This window comes from Kitasatospora sp. NPDC034035 (assembly GCF_055575755.1).
On sequence record NZ_JBVISA010000014.1, the window covers coordinates 85,771 to 104,893 of the forward strand.

Genomic DNA, 19,123 nt, shown 5'->3' on the forward strand with positions numbered 1-19,123 from the left:
CGCGAGGCACCGAGGCACCGAGGCACCGAGGCACCGAGGCACCCGGGTAACGACGTGCGGCTCAGACCAGGTACTGGCAGGTGTCGCGGCGCAGGAAGGTGCCGTGCCCGGCCCGGCCGAGCCAGGTGCCGTCGTCCAGCACGACGGTGCCGCGAGAGAGCACCGTCCGCGCCCGGCCGGTGAGTCGGCGGCCCTCGTACGCGGAGTAGTCCACGTTCATGTGGTGGGTCGCGGCGGAGACGGTCTGCACCGCGGTGGGGTCGTAGACGACGAGGTCGGCGTCAGCGCCCGGCGCGATGGTGCCCTTGCGCGGGTGCAGCCCGAACATCCGGGCGGGCGTGGTGCAGGCGATCTCGACCCAGCGGCGCCGGCTGATGTGCCCGTCCACGACGGCCTGGTGGAGCAGGTCCATCCGGTTCTCCACGCCCGGAAGGCCGTTGGGGATCTTCGAGAAGTCGCCGCGCCCGAGTTCCTTCTGTCCGACGAAGCAGAACGGGCAGTGGTCGGTGGAGACCACCTGGAGGTCGTTGGTGCGCAGCCCGCGCCAGAGCGCCTCCTGGTGCTCGCGCGGCCGCAGCGGCGTGCTGCACACGTACTTGGCGCCCTCGAAGCCGTCGGCGCCCTCCTCGGCGAGGTTGTCGGTGGAGAGGAACAGGTACTGCGGGCAGGTCTCGCCGAAGACGTTGAGCCCGGCGTCGCGGGCCTGGGCGAGCTCGGCGAGGGCGGCGGCGGCGGAGACGTGCACCACGTAGAGCGGGCTGCCGGCCACCTGGGCGAGCTTGATCGCCCGGTGGGTGGCCTCGGCCTCGAGCAGTTCGCGGCGGACCTCGCCGTGGTAGCGGGGGGCGGTGCGCCCGGCGGCGAGCGCCTGTTCGACCAGGACGTCGATGGCGATGCCGTTCTCGGCGTGCATCATGATCAGCCCGCCGTTGGCGGCGCCGCGCTGCATGGCGCGCAGGATGCGGCCGTCGTCGCTGTAGAAGACGCCGGGGTAGGCCATGAAGAGCTTGAAGGAGGTGGACTCGCCGGAGTCGACGAGGGCGTCCATCTCCTTCAGCACGCCGTCGTTGACGTCGGAGACGATGGTGTGGAAGGCGTAGTCGATGGCGCAGTTGCCGTCGGCCTTGGCGTGCCAGGTGTCCAGGCCCTCGCGCAGCGAGCCGCCGACGGGCTGGACGGCGAAGTCGACGATGGTGGTGGTGCCTCCCCAGGCGGCGGCCCGGGTGCCGGTCTCGAAGGTGTCGGAGGCCGCGGTGCCGCCGAACGGCAGCTCCATGTGGGTGTGGGCGTCGACGCCGCCCGGGATGACGTAGTGGCCGGTGGCGTCGATGGCGGTGTCGGCGGTCCAGGCCTCGGCGGCGGAGCTGCCGGTGGCCGCGAGGGCGACGATGCGCTCGCCCTCGATCAGGACGTCGGCGTGGAGTTCGTCGGTGGCCGTGATGACGAGGCCGCCGCGGACGACGGTGCGCTGCTGGGGGTCGCGGGTGGTCATCGCGCTGCTCCTCAGGCCTCGGCGAGCGGTCCGTAGGCGTCGGGGCGGCGGTCGCGGTAGAACGCCCATTGCTGGCGGACCTGTTCGATCAGGCCGAGGTCGAGGTCGCGGACGACCAGTTCCTCCTCCTTGTCGGAGGCGACGTCGCCGACGAACTGGCCGCGCGGGTCCACGAAGTAGGAGGTGCCGTAGAAGTCGTTGTCGCCGTACTCCTCGGTGCCGACCCGGTTGATGGCGGCGACGAAGTACTCGTTGGCGACGGCGGCGGCGGGCTGTTCGAGCTGCCAGAGGTAGGAGGAGAGGCCGCGGCTGGTGGCGGAGGGGTTGTAGACGATCTGCGCGCCGGCCAGGCCCAGGGCGCGCCAGCCCTCGGGGAAGTGGCGGTCGTAGCAGATGTAGACGCCGACCTTGCCGACGGCGGTGTCGAACACCGGCCAGCCGAGGTTGCCGGGCTTGAAGTAGTACTTCTCCCAGAAGCCCTTGACCTGCGGGATGTGGTGCTTGCGGTACTTGCCGAGGTAGCTGCCGTCGGCGTCGATCACGGCGGCGGTGTTGTAGTAGACACCGGTCTGCTCCTCCTCGTAGACCGGGACGACGATGACCAGCCCGAGTTCGCGGGCGAGGTCCTGCATCCGGCGTACGGTCGGGCCGTCCGGGACGGCTTCGGCCCAGCGGTAGTGCTCGGGCTCCTGGACCTGACAGAAGTACGGGGAGTTGAAGACCTCCTGGAAGCCGATGATCTTCGCGCCCTGGCCGGCTGCCTCGCGGGCGTACCGCTCGTGGAGGGCGATCATGCTCTCCTGGTCGCCGGTCCAACGGGTCTGGACGAGCGCGGCACGGACGATCTGCGACATGGGTACCTCCGCAACTCCGCGGCCCGGCCGTGCGGTCGGACCCGCGGTATGAGGGTTGACGGGGCGGGTCTCACCCGCGGGTCCGCTCGGGGATCCGCAGGGGTCTACGTGCGTAGAAAGCGATCTGTAGACGGTAGGCCGGGCCTTGGTGGCCTGACAATACGTCGACGGAAACGCGTCTGGGCCGATCTTGTTGTGCGGACACGCGGACGGTCCTGGGTGGGATGAAAAGCTCATCTACCCCGCACGTAGCTTCTTTACTCATTCGACACTCATTCGACTGAAACCGGGGGCTTGAGGGATGGATTCGGCCACTGCGTGGTAAGGCCGCGTCGAGACAAGCGCCGGCAGGTCGACGACCGCCCCCGGCCCGGCTTGACTTCGTCCGGTTCGCTCGGGAAGGATCCGGCACATGGAATCCGGCGCCACTCTGGTCTGCCGCCTGCACGTCGATCTGCGACGCCAGGCGAGTTCCATCTGTGCGTGTTGACCCTGCACTTCCCCGCCGGTTCCGCTTCCGCTTCCGCCCTGTGACGTCTGCCAGGGCCCGCGCCGCGCACCCGCACCCGCCGTCCTAACTTCCGCCCGTTCCCGGCGCACCCCGTTGCGTGCCGGGCCGCTCCATCGGCCCGCGCCCACCGACCGGCGCCGGACCCGGGCACCCCCCGCCGACGTTCCCGCGCACCCGAGGACGCCCTGATGAGCCTGCACCCGAGCCCGGCCCCAGCCCCCGTCTCCCTCTCCGCCCCCGTTCCCGTTCCCGTCTCTGCCCCCGTCTCCGTCTCCGAGCCGCCGACGACCACTTCCCCCGCGGCGGACGACCGCGCCCCGCTCACCCCCAGCACCCTGCGGACCATCGTCCGCGAGCTGGCCGAGCGGCCCGACCAGTGGATCCACCACGTCCGCCTCTCCACCGAGGAGCGCTGGTACCGGCGTCTGGTGGCCGAGGACGACCACGAGGTGTGGCTGATCAGCTGGCTGCCCGGACAGTCCACCGGCTTCCACGACCACGGCGGCTCGCGCGGCGCGTTCGCCGTCGCCCTCGGCGAGCTGGAGGAGCTGTCCCTCGGCGGCCCGGACCAGGGCCTGCTGATCCGCCGGGTCCCGGCCGGCACCGCCCGCGCCTTCGGCCCCGAGTACGTGCACGACGTGCGCAACACCGCGCCCGGGCCGGCCGTCACCCTGCACGCCTACTCGCCCCCGCTGAGCGCGATGGCGCACTACGACCTGCGGGCCGGAGGGCTCGTCCGCACCTCGGAGGAAGGACCGGAACAATGGTGACCACGATCGACGACCTGGTGGAGCGCGCCCGCGAGGGCGTCCACCGCCCGCGAGCCCAGGAGGCGTACCAGGCCCAGCTGGGCGGCGCGCTGCTGGTGGATATCCGTCCGGCGGGGCAGCGGGCGGCCGAGGGGGAGATCCCGGGCTCGCTGATCATCGAGCGCAACGTCCTGGAGTGGCGGCTCGACCCGACGGGCAGTCACCGGATCTCCGAGGCCTCGGGCTACGACGTCGAGGTGATCGTGGTCTGCTCGGAGGGCTACGCCTCCAGTCTGGCCGCCGCCTCGCTCCGCGAACTGGGGTTGCACCGGGCGACCGACCTGGACGGCGGGTTCGTCGGCTGGGCGGCGGCCGGACTGCCGACCCGTCAGGGCGGCTGACCCGTCAGGGCGGCCGACCCGTCAGGGTTGATGACCGGTCGGGAGGCTGAGCCGGCCGGAGCTGAGCGGTCCGGGAGGCCGAGCTGTCCGGGCCCGGCCTCCCGGTACGCGCCCACGGGCAAATCAGAGACAGGAGATGATGCAGGTCATAGGCTGATCAGAGTTTCCGCCGGTCCGAACCGGGGCAGCCACGCGGGCGGAAGAACGCCCGGGCGGTTGGTACGACAAGCGTCACCAGCACCGATCCGCCCGGCCGTTTGTCGACAAACCGCCAACAACCGAACGACCGAACGACCGACCGATACAGGCGCCGCCTCCCCGGGGCGCCCTGACGAGGAAACACCCCGTGATCAGATTCGAGGGCGCCGGAAAGCGCCACCCCGACGGCACAGTCGCCGTCGAGGGCCTGGACCTTGAGGTCCCGACCGGTCGGATAACCGTCCTGGTCGGACCATCCGGCTGCGGCAAGACCACCCTGCTGCGCATGGTCAACCGGATGGTCGAGCCCACCTCGGGCCGAGTACTGCTGGACGGCACCGACGTCGCCGAGCTGGAGCCCGCCAAGCTGCGCCGCGGCATCGGGTACGTGATCCAGCAGGCCGGACTGTTCCCCCACCGCAAGGTGATCGACAACGTCGCCACCGTCCCCCGCCTGCTCGGCTGGGACCGCAAGAAGGCCCGCACGCGGGCCGCCGAACTGCTCGAACTGGTCGGGCTCGCGCCCGAGACCGCCAAGCGGTACCCGTTCCAGCTGTCCGGCGGCCAGCAGCAGCGGGTCGGCGTAGCGCGCGCCCTGGCCGCCGACCCACCGGTGCTGCTGATGGACGAGCCGTTCAGCGCCGTCGACCCGGTGGTGCGCGCCGGGCTCCAAGAGGAGCTGCTGCGGCTGCAGTCCGAGCTGCACAAGACGGTGCTGTTCGTCACCCACGACATCGAGGAGGCCGTCCGACTCGGTGACCAGGTGGTGGTGCTGCGCGAGCACGGCCGGATCGCCCAGCTCGCGGACCCGCACACGCTGCTCACCACCCCCGCCGACGACGGCGTGGCCGCCTTCCTCGGCCGCGACCGCGGCCTGCGCGGCCTCGGCCTGCGCCCCGCCAGCGCCGTCGCGCTGCGCCCGGTGGGCAACGGCCCCAAGGTCGGTCCCAAGGGCGGGCTCACGGATGGACTTCCGGACGGACTCACGTACGGGGGCTGGGAGTTGGCCCTGGACGACGAGCGCCGCCCGATCGGCTGGATCGACCGCGACGCCGTCACCGCCGAACTGCAGCCGGCCGCCGTCTTCCGTCCGGACACCGACACCCTGCGCACCGCGCTGGACGCCGCCGTCCTCTCCCCCGCCGGGGTCGCGGTCGCGCTGGACGCCGAGGGGCGGGCCACCGGCACCGCGAGCCGCGAGGCCGTCCTCGCCGCGCTCCGGCCCGGGGCCGACGGACCCGTCCGCACCGCCAAGCCCTCCGGTGGCGACACCTCCGACGGCGGCACGTCGGGCGGCGACACCTCCGACGGAGACACCTCCGACGACGACACCCCGGGCGGAGCCTCCGGTGGACGATGAACCGATCGTCCGCTGGTACTGGATCGGCGACCACCTCGGCTACCTCGGCCACCTGCTCGCCGACCACGCCGTGATCGCGCTCGTCCCCGTGCTCATCGGCCTGCTGCTGGCCATCCCGCTCGGCCTGGCCTGCGCCCGCTTCCCCCGGCTCTACCAGCCGCTGTCCGCCGTCTTCAACATCGTCTACGCGCTGCCCTCGTTGGCCGTGTTCGTGGTGCTGATCCCGTACACCGGGCTCGCCACCCAGGCGACCGTGATGATCCCGCTCACCTTCTACGCCCTCGCCGTCCTGCTGCCGACCACCGTGGACGGGCTGCGCGCCGTCCCGGACGCCGTCCGGCAGGCCGCCACCGCGATGGGGTACGGGCCGTGGCACCGGCTGACCTCGGTCGAACTGCCCGCCGCCGTCCCGTACCTGATCGCCGGGCTGCGGGTCGCGGCGGTGTCCAGCATCTCGCTGGCCAGTGTCGGGGCGCTGGTCGGGCGCGGCGGGCTCGGCTACCTGTTCATCGACGGCTTCCAGCGCACCTTCCCGACCCCGATCGTGGCCGGCATCGCGCTGATCGCCGTCCTCGCACTGGCGGTCGACCTGCTGCTGGTGGGCGCCCGGCGGATGCTCGCACCCTGGGCCGTCCGGGAGAAGGGGGCGGGCTCGTGAACTGGCTGAACTGGCTGAGCGACTTCTTCACCGCCCCGGACCACCGCAGCGGCCCGGACTCGATCGCGCACCGGGTCTTTGAGCACCTGCTGCTCTCCGGCGAGGCCGTGCTGTACGCGGCGCTGCTCGCCATCCCGCTCGGGCTGCTGATCGGCTACACCGGGCGCGGCGTCACCGTGGTGACCGCGCTGGCCGGTGCCGCCCGCGCCCTACCCACCCTCGGGCTGGTGACGCTGGCGGTGCTGCTCGCCGGGGTCGGCGACACCGCCGTCCTGTTCCCGCTGGTCGCGCTCGCCGCGCCGCCACTGCTGGTGGCCGCCGTCGAGGGGGTGCGCGGCACCGACCCGGACGTCCGGGACGCCGCGCGGGGCATCGGCCTGACCCACCCCCAGGTGCTGTGGCAGGTCTGCCTGCCCTCGGCCGCGCCGACCCTGCTGGCGGGCTTGCGCACCGCGACCGTCCAGGTCATCGCGACCGCCACGGTGGCCGCCTACGTCGGGCTCGGCGGGCTCGGCCGCTACGTCATCGACGGGCTGGCGACCCGCAAGTACGCCGTGACCGTGGGCGGGGCGCTGCTGGTGGTGCTGCTCGCGGTCGCCGCCCAGCTGTTCTTCGCCCTGCTCGCCCGGTTCGCGCTCCCGCCCGGGGTGCGCGCCCAGCACCAGGCCCGCTGAATCCCCTCTCCCCCATCCTCTTCGGAAGGACATCTGTCACCATGTCGACAATGAAGCGAAGCCGTCGCGCGGTCGTCCTCGGCACGCTCGCCGCGCTCGCGCTCGGCGCCACCGCCTGCGGCTCCTCGGGCGGCGACCCGCTCAGCGGGGGTTCGAGCGCCTCGGCGTCATCAGGCGGCTCGGGCGGCTCAGGCGGTTCGGGCTCGGGCGGCTCCGGGTCGACGGTGGTCGTCGGCTCGGCGAACTTCCCGGAGAACGTCCTGCTCGGCTCGATCTACTCGCAGGCCCTCAAGGCCAAGGGCGTCAAGGTCGAGGAGAAGTTCAACATCGGCAGCCGCGAGGTGCTCTACGGGCAGCTGCAGAGCGGCAACCTCACCGTCCTGCCCGAGTACAACGGCGCACTGCTCGCCTACCTGGACGCCAAGGCCACCGCCGTCACCACCCAGGACGTGAACGCGGCGCTCACCACGACGCTGCCCGCCTCGCTCGGGATCCTCGACTCCTCCCCCGCCGAGGACAAGGACTCGCTCAGCGTCACCCAGGAGACCGCCGACAAGTACAGCCTCAAGAGCATCTCCGACCTGGCTGCCAAGGCCGGCGAGTTCACCATCGGCGGCCCGCCGGAGTTCAAGTCCCGCCGCGAGCAGCAGTTCAAGGACGTCTACGGGCTGACCTTCAAGGAGTGGAAGCCCACCGCCGACACCACCGCCAACGCGCTCAAGGACGGCGGCATCCAGGTCGGCAACGTGTTCACCACCGACCCGAAGATCGTCCAGTACAAGCTCGTCCCGCTGGCCGACCCGAAGAACGTCTTCGGCGCGCAGAACATCACCCCGCTGGTCAACAAGGCGGGCGTGGACGCCACCGCGACGGCGGCGCTCAACGCGGTGTCGGCCAAGCTCGACACCGCGGGGCTGACGGCACTGATGAAGCGGGTCGCGGTGGACAAGGAGGACCCGTCGGCGGTGGCCAAGGACTGGCTGAAGTCCAACGGCCTCGGCTGACGGCCGACCGGCACGACGGACGCCCGACCGGCACGACGGACGGCGGCCCCGGGGAGGAAGGTCCCCGGGGCCGCCGTCCGTCGTTCCCCGGGTCCGGCCCGCGCTCTCCCGAGTGACCTCCGGGGGTCCTCCCCAAGGTCCCTCGGGAGGACCCCCGGAGACCTCCCGGGGGACCTTCCCTTCCGCGCCGCGAACATGACAGTCTGGGCGCCATGCGCACTCGTCTCCTCGCCGCCACCCTCACGGCACTCGCCGCGGTGAGCCTCGCTGCCTGCTCCAGCTCCGGATCAAGCTCGGGCAAGGCCACCTCCGCGGCCGGCTCCCCCACCGCCGCCGCTTCGACCACCCCGACCGCCGCACCCACCGACGCCGCCTCGACGCCGGTGGCCCCCGCTCCCGGCACGGCCGCCCCCACCGCCGACGGCGCGACGGGCACGCCCGCCCCCGACGCCGGCGCCTCGGGAGCCCCCGCACCGGCCAAGCCCGCCCCGCCCGCCGACGCCGGGCTGCCCACCAAGCCGGGCGCCGACCTGACCGCGAAGCTGGTCGCCGCGCTGAACGCGATCGACCCGGCCATCGTCGGCGGCAAGCCCGACCAGGCCGTGGACCGGGCCCGCAACCAGTGCCAGTCGATGTACCAGTTCCCCAAGGACAAGGGGAAGCTGGACGACCTGGCCAACCAGCGGTTCACCTCGTCCGACCACCCGCAGGGCTTCGGGCCGGACACCGCCGCCAAGATCAACGACGCACTGCGCGCCACGCTCTGCCCGGCATCGCGCTGACCCCGCCCGCGGCGACCGCGCCGCGATGCCCCGAACCGCCCGGTGTCCTGAGCGCCGGGCCGCCGTGGCCGCGCCCCCATCGGGTGCGCGGCCACGGTCTTCTTTGTGCCCGGTGGCTTCTCCCTCGCGCTGCCCGACAGCCCTCCCTCCGGGCAACTTCCCTTCCCCGGACGCCGATCCGCGCACCCTTCGACCGCCCGGGCCGTGGGCTGACGAACTATCAGATCTCTTGACAGACCAGTGGTCTAGTCCAAACATAAGCATGTCGATCCGACCGGGATGCACTGTGGGGGTGTGACCACCGGCGGCTGAGGCACTGCCCTGCCCTGCTCCACTCCACCCCCGCTCCGTACGGCCGCGCGCACTCGCACGCCGCCCGCGTCCACGCGAGCCGGTGGGCTGCCGCACGCCCGCACGCCCCCATATCCACCGCGCTCCACCCCGTTGTATCCCGCTGCGCCCCGGGCGGGCCGTACCCCACCGGTCCGCTGCGCCCCGGGCCGATCGCACCTCGCCAACGTCCTGCCCCACCACGTCTGTTGGAGAATCCATGCGTCTTCGCAGAACCATCCAGGCCGCACTGACGGCCTGCGCCACGCTGGCCGCCTCGGTCGGCCTGGTCGCCACCGCGACGAGTCCCGCCCAGGCCGCCACCCCGCTCCCCAGCCGGGTCTTCGCCCCCTACTTCGAGGCCTGGACCGGTCAGAGCCCGGCCCAGCTGGCCGCGCAGTCCGGCGCCAAGAACCTGACCATGGCGTTCCTGCAGGCCGCCACCAAGGGCTCGTGCACGCCGTACTGGAACGGCGACTCCGCCATGCCGGTCTCCTCCTCGACCTTCGGCTCCGACATCGCCACCATCCGCGCCAACGGCGGGGACGTGATCCCCTCCTTCGGCGGCTACACCGCCGACAACACCGGCACCGAGCTGGCCGACAGCTGCACCGACGTCAACCAGATCGCGGCCGCCTTCGAGAACGTCATCACGACGTACGACATCAGCCGGATCGACCTCGACATCGAGGACAACTCGCTGACCAACACCGCCGGGATCGACCGGCGCAACAAGGCGATCAAACTCGTCCAGGACTGGGCCGCCACCAAGGGGCGGAGCATCCAGTTCTCCTACACACTGCCGACCACCACCGGCGGGCTCGCCGACAGCGGCCTCGCGGTGCTGCGGAACGCGGTCAGCAACAACGCGCGGATCGACGTCGTCAACATGATGACCTTCGACTACTACGACGGCGCCAGTCACGACATGGCGACGGACACCCAGACCTCCGCGCAGGGCCTCTACAACCAGCTGGCCAAGCTCTACCCGACCAGGACCCCCGTCCAGCTGTGGGGTTCGATCGGGATCACCGAGATGCTCGGCATCGACGACTACGGCCCGGCCGAGACCTTCACCGTGGCCAACGCCACCACCGTCTACAACTGGGCGGTCTCCAAGGGCATCAACACGCTGTCCTTCTGGGCCCTGCAGCGCGACAACGGCGGCTGCCCGGGCACGGCCGGCAGCGACTCCTGCTCCGGGATCAGCCAGAACACCTGGGACTTCACCCACATCTTCGCGCCGTTCACCAGCGGCTCGACGGCGAGCAACGACTTCTCCGTCGCCGCCAGCCCGAACTCCGGGACGGTCAAGGCCGGTTCGTCCACCTCGACGACCATCGCGACGGCGGTCACGGCTGGCTCGGCGCAGAGCGTCAACCTCTCGGTCAGCGGCGCCCCGGCCGGCGTCACCGCCACCGTCACCCCCGGCAGCGTCACCGCCGGCAGCAGCGCCACGCTCACCATCACCACCACCTCGGCCGTGGCGGCGGGCACCTACCCGCTGACCGTGACCGCCACTGCGCCGTCCGGCACCCACACCGCGACCTACGCGCTGACCGTCACCGGGACCGGCTCGACGACCGGCCTGGTCAACGGTGACCTGGAGACCGGCAGCCTGGCCCCGTGGACCTGCCAGAGCGGCGGCGCCGTGGTCTCCACCCCGGCCCACTCCGGCACCCACGCGCTGCAGGCCGCGGCCACCGCGAGCCAGACCGGCGAGTGCTCGCAGACCGTCACGCTGAAGCCCAACACCGGCTACACGCTGAACGGTTGGGTGCAGGGCAACTACGCCTACGCCGGCGTCAGCGGCGGCGCCACCGCGTCCTCCTGGGCCAACTCCTCCGGCTGGACCAAGCTGTCCGTCCCCTTCACCACCGGCGCCTCCGGCACCGTCACCGTGTACCTGCACGGCTGGTACGGCCAGGGCAACGTGTTCGGGGACGACTTCTCGATCGCGTAGCGGGGTGACAGATCACCGATGCCGGATAACGCATGCCGGATAACGCATGACAGATGACGAATGACGGATGACAGCTGACAGATTTCAACATCTGTCAGCTGTCATCTGTCGCCTGTTCCCGGCACAGCGTCAGGTACGCCGCCGTCGCCAGCACCCCGCAGGCCAGGACCACCACCGCCAGCAGCGCCGCGGACGGCCGCCCGCCGAGACTGCTCAGCGGGGCGACCACCGCCCCGGCCAGGAAGTTGCCCGTCCCGAGCAGCGCCGACGCCGTGCCCGCGACCTGCGGCTCGACCAGGCCGAGCGCCTGCGCGGCGGTGTTCGGCAGGAGTACCCCCAGGCTGCCCATCATCACGAACAGAGGCGCGCAGAACCCGACCAGCCCGAAGTCCCACACCGTCGTCAGCAGCACCAGCGCCGCCCCGGCGGCGACCGCCACCGCGAGGCTCCCCAGCATCAGCGACCGCGGCGTGCAACGCGGCGCCAGCACCCGCCCGTTCACCTGCGTCATCACCACGATCGCCACCGAGTTCAGCCCGAACAGCAGGCTGTAGGTCTGCGGCGAGACCTGGTACACGTGCTGCAGCACCGTCGACGAGCCGCTGATGTAGCCGAACAGCGCCCCGAAGGCGAGGGAGCTGGTCAGCGCCAGCCCGAGGAACGGCAGGTTGCGCAGCAGCCGTCCCATCGTCCGCAGGGTCGCGCCCACCCCGCCGCCGTCCCGGCTCTCCGGCGGCAGCGTCTCGCGCAGTGCACCGAACGCGGCCAGGGTGAGCAGCAGGCCCAGCGCGGTGAGCGCGCCGAAGGTGCCGCGCCAGGAGGTGAAGCGCAGCAACTGCGCGCCGATGATCGGGGCGAGGATCGGCGCCAGCCCCGATATCAGGGCGATCGAGGCGAGGAAGCGCAGCAGCGCGACGCCCTGGAAGCGGTCCCGGGAAACTGCCCGCCCGATCACCAGCCCGGCGGAGCCCGCCGCGCCCTGGACGAAGCGGGCGGCGATCAGCACCGACAGGTTCGGCGCGAGCGCGCACACCACGCTGGACAGGGTGTAGGCGACGAGTCCCGCGAGCAGCGGCGGGCGGCGCCCGAAGCGGTCGCTGAGCGGTCCGAAGAGCATCTGCCCGGCCGCGACCCCGAACATCGAGAAGGTGAGGGTGAGCTGGACGGCGGCCGGTTCCGCGGCCAGGTCGTCGGCGATCGCGGGCAGACCCGGGAGGTAGAGGTCGGTGGTGAGCGGTCCGAGCGCGGTGAGACCGCCCAGGACCGCGATCGTGGCCCAACCGGTGCCGGCCTTGCCGGTGGTGGCCTGGCCGGTGCCGGCCTGGCCGGTGGTGACCGCGCCGGTGGCGGGTGTGGTGGCGGCAGCGGTCGACGTGTCATCGGCGGGGCCGACGGTCGGGCCGGGCATGGCTCTCCTAGCGGACGGGGTGACGAGGGCTTCGTTCGCGGTCCGTCCTATCGCAACCCGGTCCGGTTCCGACAGCGGGGGGCGCGCCCGCGTGCGGTCGCCGCCCCCGCACCCCGCCGGCCAGGACACGCACGACGACGGCCCGCCCGCACCTCCCGGTGCCCGGCGGGCCGTTCGATCACCCGGTCGCCCCACGCCCGGGGCGGCCGATCCCTGCCCGGGACGGCTGATTCCCGGTCAGCGCGCTCAGTGCTTGGCGACGTGCTCGGCACGGAGCGCCGCCTGCATCGCCGCGCCGTCCTGCCAGGCGTAGAGCTGGTTGCCGTTCAGTGTCACGTTGTAGTGCCCGCAGGTGCCGCTGGCCTTGGCCACGACGTTGTCCGGGAACCAGCCGGCCTTGAGCGACATCGGCACCGGGTGCGCGGCCTTTCCCGGCTGCCCGGCGGTGCAGCCGATGGGCAGCCGCCCCTCCGGGAGGGTGGCGCGCAGCAGACGGTCGTCGCCCGTGGTGGACATCAGGTACCGCACGCCGGAGGCGTTGTCGGGCAGCCAGGCCGGCACCGAGCGACGGTCCGCCTTGGCCTGGGTGCCGGTCTCGTACGAAGCCTGCTGCTGGTGGCGCTCGTCGTACCAGTCGGACAGCCGCGGGCCGACTGCCACGGCCGCCACGGCCACGGCCATGCCGGTGCCCGCGACTCCCAGCGCGACCTTGCTCACGATGCCCTTCATGCCCGGCTGTCCTCTCCGTGTCCGTTGCCGCTTGCCCGTACCGCTTGCCCGTACCGTGCCGCGTTTGTCCGCTGCCGTCTGTCGGCTGTCGGCCCGTGCGACGCGCTCCGCCGTGCGGTGCAACCATCGTGGCCCGTGCCGACCAGGCGGAGCGTCACTACCAAGTCGCGATCGTGCCTCCAACCCACGGGGTACCGTCTCCACCTTCAGGCGTATGCCTTTGGGCAGAGGCCCGGAGCCCCGACGGCCCGGGTACGTGCCGTGCCGATCCGGCGCTCAGGCTGGCATTGTCCGGATCGAGCGCCGCCCGAGCCTCGATCGAGCCTCGCTCAAGCCCGGCCCCACCGCAGCCGGGCCTGCTGCACCCGGGGCATCACGGGCAGTGCGCGAGGCTGCGGGGCGGCGGGGCCTCGCGCGGCGGCGGGGCCTCGCGCGGTCAGACCGTCGCGGGCACCGGGCGGGCGACCGGGAAGGGGCGGCCGTCGAGGGTCCAGTGCGGGTCGATCGGGCGCAGCAGGGAGGCGTACACCTGGGCGGCGACGTCCGGGTGGCGGATCTCGCCGGTGGGCGGTCCGGCCGGGATGTCGTGCCCGGCGCAGGCGACCCAGGCGGTCCGCTCCTCGGCCGTACGGCCGCCGTGGCCGCCGGCGTCGATGTGGCCGTGGTCGGTGACGACGATGACGGTCCACTGCTCCTCGGCGTACTCGGCCCGGCCGCGGACGGCGTCCAGGAGGCGGCCGAGGCGCTCGTCGGCGGCGCGCATGGCGGCGCGGTACTCGTCGCCGCAGCCGAGGAAGTGGGCGGTCTCGTCGACGGCGCCGAGGTAGACGAAGGAGGCCTCGGGGTCGGCGGAACCGAGGACGTGGACGGCCTCCCGGGTGACCTCCTCGTCCACGACCTCCCAGGCCTCGGGGGTGTCCTCGGCCGGGGCGATGTAGGAGAGCCGGCCGGGGGCGCGGAAGAGCGGGCCGCCGGACTCGTTGATCATCAGCGGGTCCCAGCCGGCCGCGACGAAGGTACGGCGGCGGTCGCCCCGGTTGAGGCGGGTGGCGAAGTCGGGGAACACGTCCAGGCGGTTGCCGGCCAGGTGGTTTCCCCAGACGCCGTGTTTGGCGGGCTCGACGCCGGTCACGATGGTGGCCCAGCACGGCCCGGACATGGTCGGCGTGGTGTCCGCCACGGTGACCGGCACCAGGAACCCGGCCTCGGCGACCTCCTGGAGGCGCGGCATCGGCACCTGTGCCAGGTAGTCGTGGCGGACGCCGTCGATCCCGACGACGAGCACCCGGGGGCGGGGCCACAGGACAGCGGACATGGCTGGGGGTTCCTTTCGGTCGTGCGCGCACTCGGCCGCGCCCGCCGAGGGCGCCGCCGACCGCGCCATGCTTCACCGGCCGCCGTACCGGTCGGCATCACACCGTCGAACGGCGGGTGTCCGGCGGGTGTCGGGCGGGCGTCCACGCGTGCCGGGCGGAGGTCCGCAGCTGTCAGGCGGGGCCGGGCGGGCGTCCGCGACAACCGACCGGACGCCCGGCGGGCGTCAGGCGGCCGTCCGGACGAACCGGCGGTCGGCCTCCGCCAGCCCGGCCGCCGGTCCGGCGGCGCGCAGCACGACGTCCAGGACGCGCTCCGGGTCGGCGCCGTAGCAGTGCGCGAACCACGGCATGTTGGCCTCGACCACGGCCCACCGCTCGGCCGGGTCGTACGGGTCGGCGATCGGGCCGACGTCCAGGGCGACCGCGCCGGGCAGGGTGTCGCCGACGGCGGCGAGCAGGCGGCGGGCGAAGGCGAGGGCCTCGGGGGTGGGTGGCGCGGGGTCGAGCCGGCCGAAGCGGGCGTAGCGGCTGCCGGTGAGCACCTCGCCGTCGCGGACGAACAGCCGGTACTCGGCGGCGAAGGTCACCGGCTCGCTGACCAGGACGGGCGTGTCCGGGCCGATCCGCTCGCCGGTGCGCGGCAGCCGGGAGCCGTCCGGGTAGACGGCGGGCGGCAGCGACTTGTCGGCAGGCGGCTTGACGAACGCGGGGTGGCGCAGTGTCCAGGCCTCGGCGAGCGTGGTCAGCTCGATCCGGCGGCGGGTGAACTCCTCGGGGAGGCGGGCGAGCCAGTCGTCCGCGGGTTCTAGCAGGGCCAGGCCCAGCGGCGCGGCGATCCGGGCGGCGGCGAGCGGCCCGCCGTACCAGTGGACGGGCCGCCCGGCGAGCCGCTCGACCGTCTCCGGGCCGTCGAGGACGGCGGTGGCGAGGCCGCGGCGGGCGGCGGCCTCGACGAGCAGGGCGGTGGTGCCGGTCCGCTGGGCCGAGGTGAGCAGGACGCGGCCGGCCACCGCCGGCGTACCCGCCTGCGCGAGGGCTGCCCGGGTCACGACTGGGGCCGGAACTCGTGGACCACTTCGATGCGGCCGACGATGTGCCGGTTGAACTCGTCCAACTCCTCGGCTGGCACCCATAGTTCGAGGATCGTCCGGCCGCCGGCCTGCTGCACGGGGTAGCGGGCGAGGAACTCCGTCTCGACCTCGAAACGGGTGACGTAGCCGACGCCGGAGGCCGGCACGTTCCAGTCCCGGGCGATCCGGATCGCGTAGTCCTCGTTGAGGACGGGGTAGAAGATCGGCTGGTCGGGCAGCCGGGGCGGCCAGGCGCGCCGGTCGGCGGCCTCGACCAGCGCCAGCTCCTGGGGCCCGGTGGGGCGCCAGAGGGTGGTGGTCGGGGGTGTCCGGACGGGCTGACTGGTCATGGCAGGGAAGGTAGCCGGGCCGCGCCGGGCCCGGCCACCGAATTTCTCCTGCTCACGGCGGGTGGACGGCCCGTCAGCGGTACGCGGACTCGCCGGTGATGGTCTCGCCGAGGACCAGGGTGTGGATCTCGCTGGTGCCCTCGTAGGTGAGCACCGACTCCAGGTTGTTGGCGTGCCGCAGCACCGGGTACTCCGTGGTGATGCCGTTGGCCCCGAGGACGGTCCGGGCGCTGCGGGCGATCTCCAGCGCGGTGCGGACGTTGTTGAGCTTGCCGAAGCTGATGTGCGGCGGACGGGCGGCGCCCTCCTCCTTGAGCCGGCCGATCCGCAGCGCCACCAGGTAGGACTTCTCGACCTCCAGCATCATCTCGACCAGCTTCTGCTGGGTCAGCTGGAAGCCGGCGATCGGGCGGTCGAACTGGATCCGGCTCTTGGCGTAGTCCAGGGCGGCGGTGTAGCAGTCGCGGGCGGCGCCGACGGTGCCCCAGAGGATGCCGTAGCGGGCCTCGTTGAGGGAGGAGAGCGGCCCGCGCAGGCCGACCACCCCGGGGAGCACCGCGTCGGCGGGCAGCACCACCTCGTCGAAGGCGAGCTCGCTGGTCACGGAGGCGCGCAGGGAGAGCTTGCCGTGCACGTCGGTGGCGGTCAGGCCGCGGGTGCCGCGCTCGACCAGGAAGCCGCGCACGCCCTCCTCGGTCTGCGCCCAGACCACGGCGACGTCGGAGATGCTGCCGTTGGTGATCCACATCTTGCTGCCGGACAGCACCCAGTCGCCGCCCTCGCCGCCCTTCCGGACCGCCCGGGTGCGCATGTTCGCCGGGTCCGAGCCGAAGTCCGGCTCGGTGAGGCCGAAGCAGCCGATCAGCTCGCCGGCGGCCATGCCGGGCAGCCAGCGCTGCTTCTGCTCCTCGGAGCCGAAGGCGTGGATCGAGCGCATGGCGAGCGAACCCTGGACGGAGACGAAGCTGCGCAGCCCGGAGTCCGCCGCCTCCAGCTCCATGCAGGCCACCCCGTACGCCACCGCGTCGGCGCCCGCGCAGCCGTAGCCGTCGAGGTGCATGCCGAGCACGCCGAGGGCGCCCAGCTCGGGGGCGATTTCACGGGCCGGGAAGACCCCGCGCTCGAACCATTCGCCGATGTGCGGGCGGATCCGCTCCTCGGTGAACCGGCGGACGGTGTCACGGATCAGCCGCTCCTCGTCGGAGAGCAGGTCGCCGACCGCGAGCAGGTCGGACGGGTCGATCCGGGTCGGCTTCGTCATTGAAGCTCCTTGTAGTCTCGGCGGAGTACCGGCGAGTATTCCGCACGCCGCCGGGCGGTGGGTGGGCGCGAGCGAGTGAGGAAAGCGACATGGCGCCGGGTGGCTGTCAGCCGCCGTCCCCGCTCACCCCACCCCGCACAACCGGAGCAGCGCCGTCGTCGCCGCGCCCGCGACGACCACCGCCGGGAACGGCGCCCGGCGCAGCGCGAGCACCCCCGCGACCAGCACGCCCGCCGGACGGGCCCACCCCGCGAAACCGTGCCCCTGGGTCAGCGCCCCGGTCGCCACCAGGGCGACCAGCAGCACCGCCGCCGCAACCGCCAGCAGGTGCCGCAGCCGCTCCGAGAGGGCGAGCCGACCGCCGAGCAGCGGCCCGGCCAGCCGGAAGGCGTACGTCCCGACTGCCAGCAGCAGCACGGCATACAGCGGCATCATCGGACCGTCTCCTTCGCCGTCGGCTCTGCCTGCTCCACACGCTTCACGCGCTTCACCCGCTCCACCTGCTCGGCCTCCTCCACCGGCCGCACCCCCGCGGGCGCCTCGCCCGCTCCCGGCCGCCCGGCGAACAGCAGCCCGACGAGGGCGAGCAGCACCGGCAGCCCGGCCGGTACGAACGGCGTCGCCGCGACCGCCACCACCGCGCCCACCACCGCCGCCGTACGGGTGCGCCGGTCCGTGAGCGAGGGCAGCACGAGCGCGAGCAGCACCGCGGGGAAGGCGGCGTCCAGGCCGAGCGCGTCCGTGTCGCCGATCAGCCCGCCCGCGACGGCGCCGAGCAGCACCGAGACGTTCCACACCACGTACAGGGCGATCCCGCAGAGCCAGAACGCGGCCCTGCGCCGGCGAGGCTCGCTCTGCTGCAGGACGAAGGCGGCGGTCTCGTCGGTGATCAGCTGTGCGCCGACCAGCCGCCGCCACCAGGAGCCGTCGAGGACGTCGGCCACGGTGAAGCCGAAGGGCAGCAGTCGGGCGTTGAGCACCAGTCCGGTGGCGACCGCCGCGAGCACGCCGCCGCCGGACAGCACCACGCCGACCGCCGCGAACTGGGAGCCGCCCGCGAACACGAGGGCGGAGAGCGCGATCGGCACCCAGAGGGGCAGACCGCCGGAGACGCTGATCGCGCCGAAGGAGGCGCCGACGAGGGCGTCGGCCAGGCAGACCAGGGCGATGTCACGAAGGGTGGCACGCTCCAGTGTTCGGAGTAGCGAACGCATGTCCATCAGAGTGAACCCATCAAGCATCGTTCGTCAAGGCGAACGAGACGACCGGCAGACCGAACGCCCATCGCCCGGCACCCCCGAGGGCCAGGGCGGCCATGGCAGCATGAACGGCACCGGCCGCGCCGGGCCGCACCGAAACCCGGCAGCCCGGCTGTCGGCAGGCAGCGAAGGAGCCGGAGGAAAGCGTGAGTGGCGAGCATGAGTGACCAGACCACCCCGGCCACCGCCGCCGGCGGATCCGGAACCGAACTGATCGGCCAGATCGCCGCCTCCATCCGGCGTGAGCGCGAGCGCAGCGGGCTGTCGATGGCGGAGCTGGCCCGGCGCGCGGGCATCGCCAAGTCGACGCTCTCCCAGCTGGAGTCGGGCGCGGGCAACCCCAGCGTGGAGACGCTCTGGGCGCTCGGGGTCGCACTGAACGTGCCGTTCAGCCGGCTGGTCGACCCGCCGCGCCCGGTCGTCAAGGTGATCCGGGCCGGCGAGGGCCCGGTGACCCACTCCGAGCGCGCCGACTACGCCGCCACCGTGCTCTCCTCCTGCCCGCCCAACGCCCGGCGCGACATCTACCGGATCGAGGCGCAGCCGGGTGAGACCAGGGCCTCCGACCCGCACATGCCCGGCACGGTCGAGCACGTGATGATCGGCGCCGGACGCGCGCTGGCCGGGCCGACGGAGGCGCCGGTCGAGCTGGGCCCGGGCGACTACGTGAGCTACCCGGGCGACGCCCCGCACGTGTTCCGCGCCCTGGCCCCGGACACCCTGGCGGTGATCGTGATGGAACACATCTGATCCA

The 19,123-nt window shown here is 72.9% G+C and carries 20 protein-coding genes; 10 read left to right on the forward strand and 10 right to left on the reverse strand.

Annotation, left to right across the window (positions count from 1 at the left end):
- Positions 1 to 61: 61 nt before the first annotated feature.
- Together hydA and ACZ52J_RS21105 are read right to left on the reverse strand one after the other, a co-directional pair.
- The gene (gene hydA, locus ACZ52J_RS21100) at positions 62 to 1,492 is read right to left on the reverse strand and encodes a dihydropyrimidinase (RefSeq protein WP_465620720.1); all 1,431 of its coding nucleotides are present in this window, start codon (positions 1,490 to 1,492) and stop codon (positions 62 to 64) included.
- Positions 1,493 to 1,503: 11 nt separating this feature from the next.
- Positions 1,504 to 2,346 (reverse strand): nitrilase-related carbon-nitrogen hydrolase, encoded by an 843-nt coding sequence (locus ACZ52J_RS21105; protein ID WP_360490228.1) that lies wholly within the window; start codon positions 2,344 to 2,346, stop codon positions 1,504 to 1,506.
- A 412-nt stretch (positions 2,347 to 2,758) separates the two neighbouring features.
- Between ACZ52J_RS21105 and ACZ52J_RS21110 the strand changes: the two genes are divergently transcribed.
- From ACZ52J_RS21110 to ACZ52J_RS21150, 9 genes are all read left to right on the forward strand, one after another.
- Positions 2,759 to 2,836, forward strand: coding sequence for a putative leader peptide (locus ACZ52J_RS21110; RefSeq protein ID WP_107054354.1), 78 nt, complete (start codon positions 2,759 to 2,761; stop codon positions 2,834 to 2,836).
- 209 nt (positions 2,837 to 3,045) lie between these two features.
- Positions 3,046 to 3,627 (forward strand): cysteine dioxygenase, encoded by a 582-nt coding sequence (locus tag ACZ52J_RS21115; RefSeq protein WP_465620722.1) that lies wholly within the window; start codon positions 3,046 to 3,048, stop codon positions 3,625 to 3,627.
- Entirely contained in the window at positions 3,621 to 4,007 is a 387-nt protein-coding gene (locus ACZ52J_RS21120) for a rhodanese-like domain-containing protein (RefSeq protein ID WP_465620724.1), read from the forward strand. Before ACZ52J_RS21115 ends, ACZ52J_RS21120 begins: the two co-directional genes overlap by 7 nt.
- 346 nt (positions 4,008 to 4,353) lie before the next feature.
- Positions 4,354 to 5,565 (forward strand): ABC transporter ATP-binding protein, encoded by a 1,212-nt coding sequence (locus ACZ52J_RS21125; protein WP_465620726.1) that lies wholly within the window; start codon positions 4,354 to 4,356, stop codon positions 5,563 to 5,565.
- Entirely contained in the window at positions 5,555 to 6,223 is a 669-nt protein-coding gene (locus ACZ52J_RS21130; protein WP_360490236.1) for an ABC transporter permease, read from the forward strand. The genes ACZ52J_RS21125 and ACZ52J_RS21130 overlap by 11 nt, the downstream gene beginning before the upstream one ends.
- Positions 6,220 to 6,897: an ABC transporter permease gene (locus tag ACZ52J_RS21135; RefSeq protein ID WP_465620728.1), complete on the forward strand. Its 678-nt coding sequence runs from the start codon at positions 6,220 to 6,222 to the stop codon at positions 6,895 to 6,897. Before ACZ52J_RS21130 ends, ACZ52J_RS21135 begins: the two co-directional genes overlap by 4 nt.
- Before the next feature lie 50 nt (positions 6,898 to 6,947).
- Positions 6,948 to 7,901 carry an ABC transporter substrate-binding protein gene (locus ACZ52J_RS21140; RefSeq protein WP_465620730.1) on the forward strand — a complete coding sequence of 318 codons (954 nt, stop codon included), beginning with the start codon at positions 6,948 to 6,950 and terminating at the stop codon, positions 7,899 to 7,901.
- 212 nt (positions 7,902 to 8,113) lie between these two features.
- Complete coding sequence (locus ACZ52J_RS21145; RefSeq protein WP_465620732.1) at positions 8,114 to 8,683, forward strand: hypothetical protein; 570 nt, start codon at positions 8,114 to 8,116, stop codon at positions 8,681 to 8,683.
- A gap of 550 nt (positions 8,684 to 9,233) precedes the next feature.
- Positions 9,234 to 10,976 (forward strand): glycosyl hydrolase family 18 protein, encoded by a 1,743-nt coding sequence (locus ACZ52J_RS21150; RefSeq protein WP_465620734.1) that lies wholly within the window; start codon positions 9,234 to 9,236, stop codon positions 10,974 to 10,976.
- Between the two features lie 94 nt (positions 10,977 to 11,070).
- On the opposite strand, the gene ACZ52J_RS21155 is transcribed toward ACZ52J_RS21150, so the two are convergent.
- From ACZ52J_RS21155 to ACZ52J_RS21190, 8 genes are all read right to left on the reverse strand, one after another.
- The gene (locus tag ACZ52J_RS21155) at positions 11,071 to 12,384 is read right to left on the reverse strand and encodes a multidrug effflux MFS transporter (RefSeq protein WP_465620736.1); all 1,314 of its coding nucleotides are present in this window, start codon (positions 12,382 to 12,384) and stop codon (positions 11,071 to 11,073) included.
- A gap of 246 nt (positions 12,385 to 12,630) precedes the next feature.
- Positions 12,631 to 13,113 (reverse strand): hypothetical protein, encoded by a 483-nt coding sequence (locus ACZ52J_RS21160; RefSeq protein ID WP_465620738.1) that lies wholly within the window; start codon positions 13,111 to 13,113, stop codon positions 12,631 to 12,633.
- Between the two features lie 436 nt (positions 13,114 to 13,549).
- Positions 13,550 to 14,428: an alkaline phosphatase family protein gene (locus tag ACZ52J_RS21165; RefSeq protein WP_465620739.1), complete on the reverse strand. Its 879-nt coding sequence runs from the start codon at positions 14,426 to 14,428 to the stop codon at positions 13,550 to 13,552.
- A 225-nt stretch (positions 14,429 to 14,653) separates the two neighbouring features.
- The gene (locus ACZ52J_RS21170; RefSeq protein WP_465620740.1) at positions 14,654 to 15,478 is read right to left on the reverse strand and encodes an ATP-grasp domain-containing protein; all 825 of its coding nucleotides are present in this window, start codon (positions 15,476 to 15,478) and stop codon (positions 14,654 to 14,656) included.
- Complete coding sequence (locus ACZ52J_RS21175; RefSeq protein WP_465620742.1) at positions 15,475 to 15,849, reverse strand: ADP-ribosylation/crystallin J1; 375 nt, start codon at positions 15,847 to 15,849, stop codon at positions 15,475 to 15,477. Before ACZ52J_RS21175 ends, ACZ52J_RS21170 begins: the two co-directional genes overlap by 4 nt.
- 73 nt (positions 15,850 to 15,922) lie before the next feature.
- On the reverse strand, positions 15,923 to 17,110 hold the full coding sequence (locus ACZ52J_RS21180) for an acyl-CoA dehydrogenase family protein (RefSeq protein WP_360490256.1): 1,188 nt from the start codon (positions 17,108 to 17,110) through the stop codon (positions 15,923 to 15,925).
- 123 nt (positions 17,111 to 17,233) lie between these two features.
- Positions 17,234 to 17,542, reverse strand: a complete 309-nt coding sequence (locus ACZ52J_RS21185; protein WP_396287678.1) for an AzlD domain-containing protein — start codon at positions 17,540 to 17,542, stop codon at positions 17,234 to 17,236.
- A complete protein-coding gene (locus tag ACZ52J_RS21190; RefSeq protein ID WP_465620743.1) occupies positions 17,542 to 18,324 on the reverse strand; it encodes an AzlC family ABC transporter permease in 783 nt (260 codons plus the stop codon). Before ACZ52J_RS21190 ends, ACZ52J_RS21185 begins: the two co-directional genes overlap by 1 nt.
- 204 nt (positions 18,325 to 18,528) lie before the next feature.
- On the opposite strand from ACZ52J_RS21190, the gene ACZ52J_RS21195 reads away from it, so the two are divergent.
- Positions 18,529 to 19,119 (forward strand): helix-turn-helix domain-containing protein, encoded by a 591-nt coding sequence (locus ACZ52J_RS21195; protein WP_465620893.1) that lies wholly within the window; start codon positions 18,529 to 18,531, stop codon positions 19,117 to 19,119.
- Positions 19,120 to 19,123: the final 4 nt, after the last annotated feature.

What these genes read in the sequence shown, in the direction of transcription:
- hydA (WP_465620720.1), bottom strand. Translation starts at nt 1,492, where the DNA reads ATGACCACCCGCGACCCCCAGCAGCGCACCGTCGTCCGCGGCGGCCTC.
- ACZ52J_RS21105 (WP_360490228.1), bottom strand. Translation starts at nt 2,346, where the DNA reads ATGTCGCAGATCGTCCGTGCCGCGCTCGTCCAGACCCGTTGGACCGGC.
- ACZ52J_RS21110 (WP_107054354.1), top strand. Translation starts at nt 2,759, where the DNA reads ATGGAATCCGGCGCCACTCTGGTCTGCCGCCTGCACGTCGATCTGCGA.
- ACZ52J_RS21115 (WP_465620722.1), top strand. Translation starts at nt 3,046, where the DNA reads ATGAGCCTGCACCCGAGCCCGGCCCCAGCCCCCGTCTCCCTCTCCGCC.
- ACZ52J_RS21120 (WP_465620724.1), top strand. Translation starts at nt 3,621, where the DNA reads ATGGTGACCACGATCGACGACCTGGTGGAGCGCGCCCGCGAGGGCGTC.
- ACZ52J_RS21140 (WP_465620730.1), top strand. Translation starts at nt 6,948, where the DNA reads ATGAAGCGAAGCCGTCGCGCGGTCGTCCTCGGCACGCTCGCCGCGCTC.
- ACZ52J_RS21145 (WP_465620732.1), top strand. Translation starts at nt 8,114, where the DNA reads ATGCGCACTCGTCTCCTCGCCGCCACCCTCACGGCACTCGCCGCGGTG.
- ACZ52J_RS21150 (WP_465620734.1), top strand. Translation starts at nt 9,234, where the DNA reads ATGCGTCTTCGCAGAACCATCCAGGCCGCACTGACGGCCTGCGCCACG.
- ACZ52J_RS21155 (WP_465620736.1), bottom strand. Translation starts at nt 12,384, where the DNA reads ATGCCCGGCCCGACCGTCGGCCCCGCCGATGACACGTCGACCGCTGCC.
- ACZ52J_RS21160 (WP_465620738.1), bottom strand. Translation starts at nt 13,113, where the DNA reads ATGAAGGGCATCGTGAGCAAGGTCGCGCTGGGAGTCGCGGGCACCGGC.
- ACZ52J_RS21165 (WP_465620739.1), bottom strand. Translation starts at nt 14,428, where the DNA reads ATGTCCGCTGTCCTGTGGCCCCGCCCCCGGGTGCTCGTCGTCGGGATC.
- ACZ52J_RS21175 (WP_465620742.1), bottom strand. Translation starts at nt 15,849, where the DNA reads ATGACCAGTCAGCCCGTCCGGACACCCCCGACCACCACCCTCTGGCGC.
- ACZ52J_RS21180 (WP_360490256.1), bottom strand. Translation starts at nt 17,110, where the DNA reads ATGACGAAGCCGACCCGGATCGACCCGTCCGACCTGCTCGCGGTCGGC.
- ACZ52J_RS21185 (WP_396287678.1), bottom strand. Translation starts at nt 17,542, where the DNA reads ATGCCGCTGTATGCCGTGCTGCTGCTGGCAGTCGGGACGTACGCCTTC.
- ACZ52J_RS21190 (WP_465620743.1), bottom strand. Translation starts at nt 18,324, where the DNA reads ATGCGTTCGCTACTCCGAACACTGGAGCGTGCCACCCTTCGTGACATC.
- ACZ52J_RS21195 (WP_465620893.1), top strand. Translation starts at nt 18,529, where the DNA reads ATGAGTGACCAGACCACCCCGGCCACCGCCGCCGGCGGATCCGGAACC.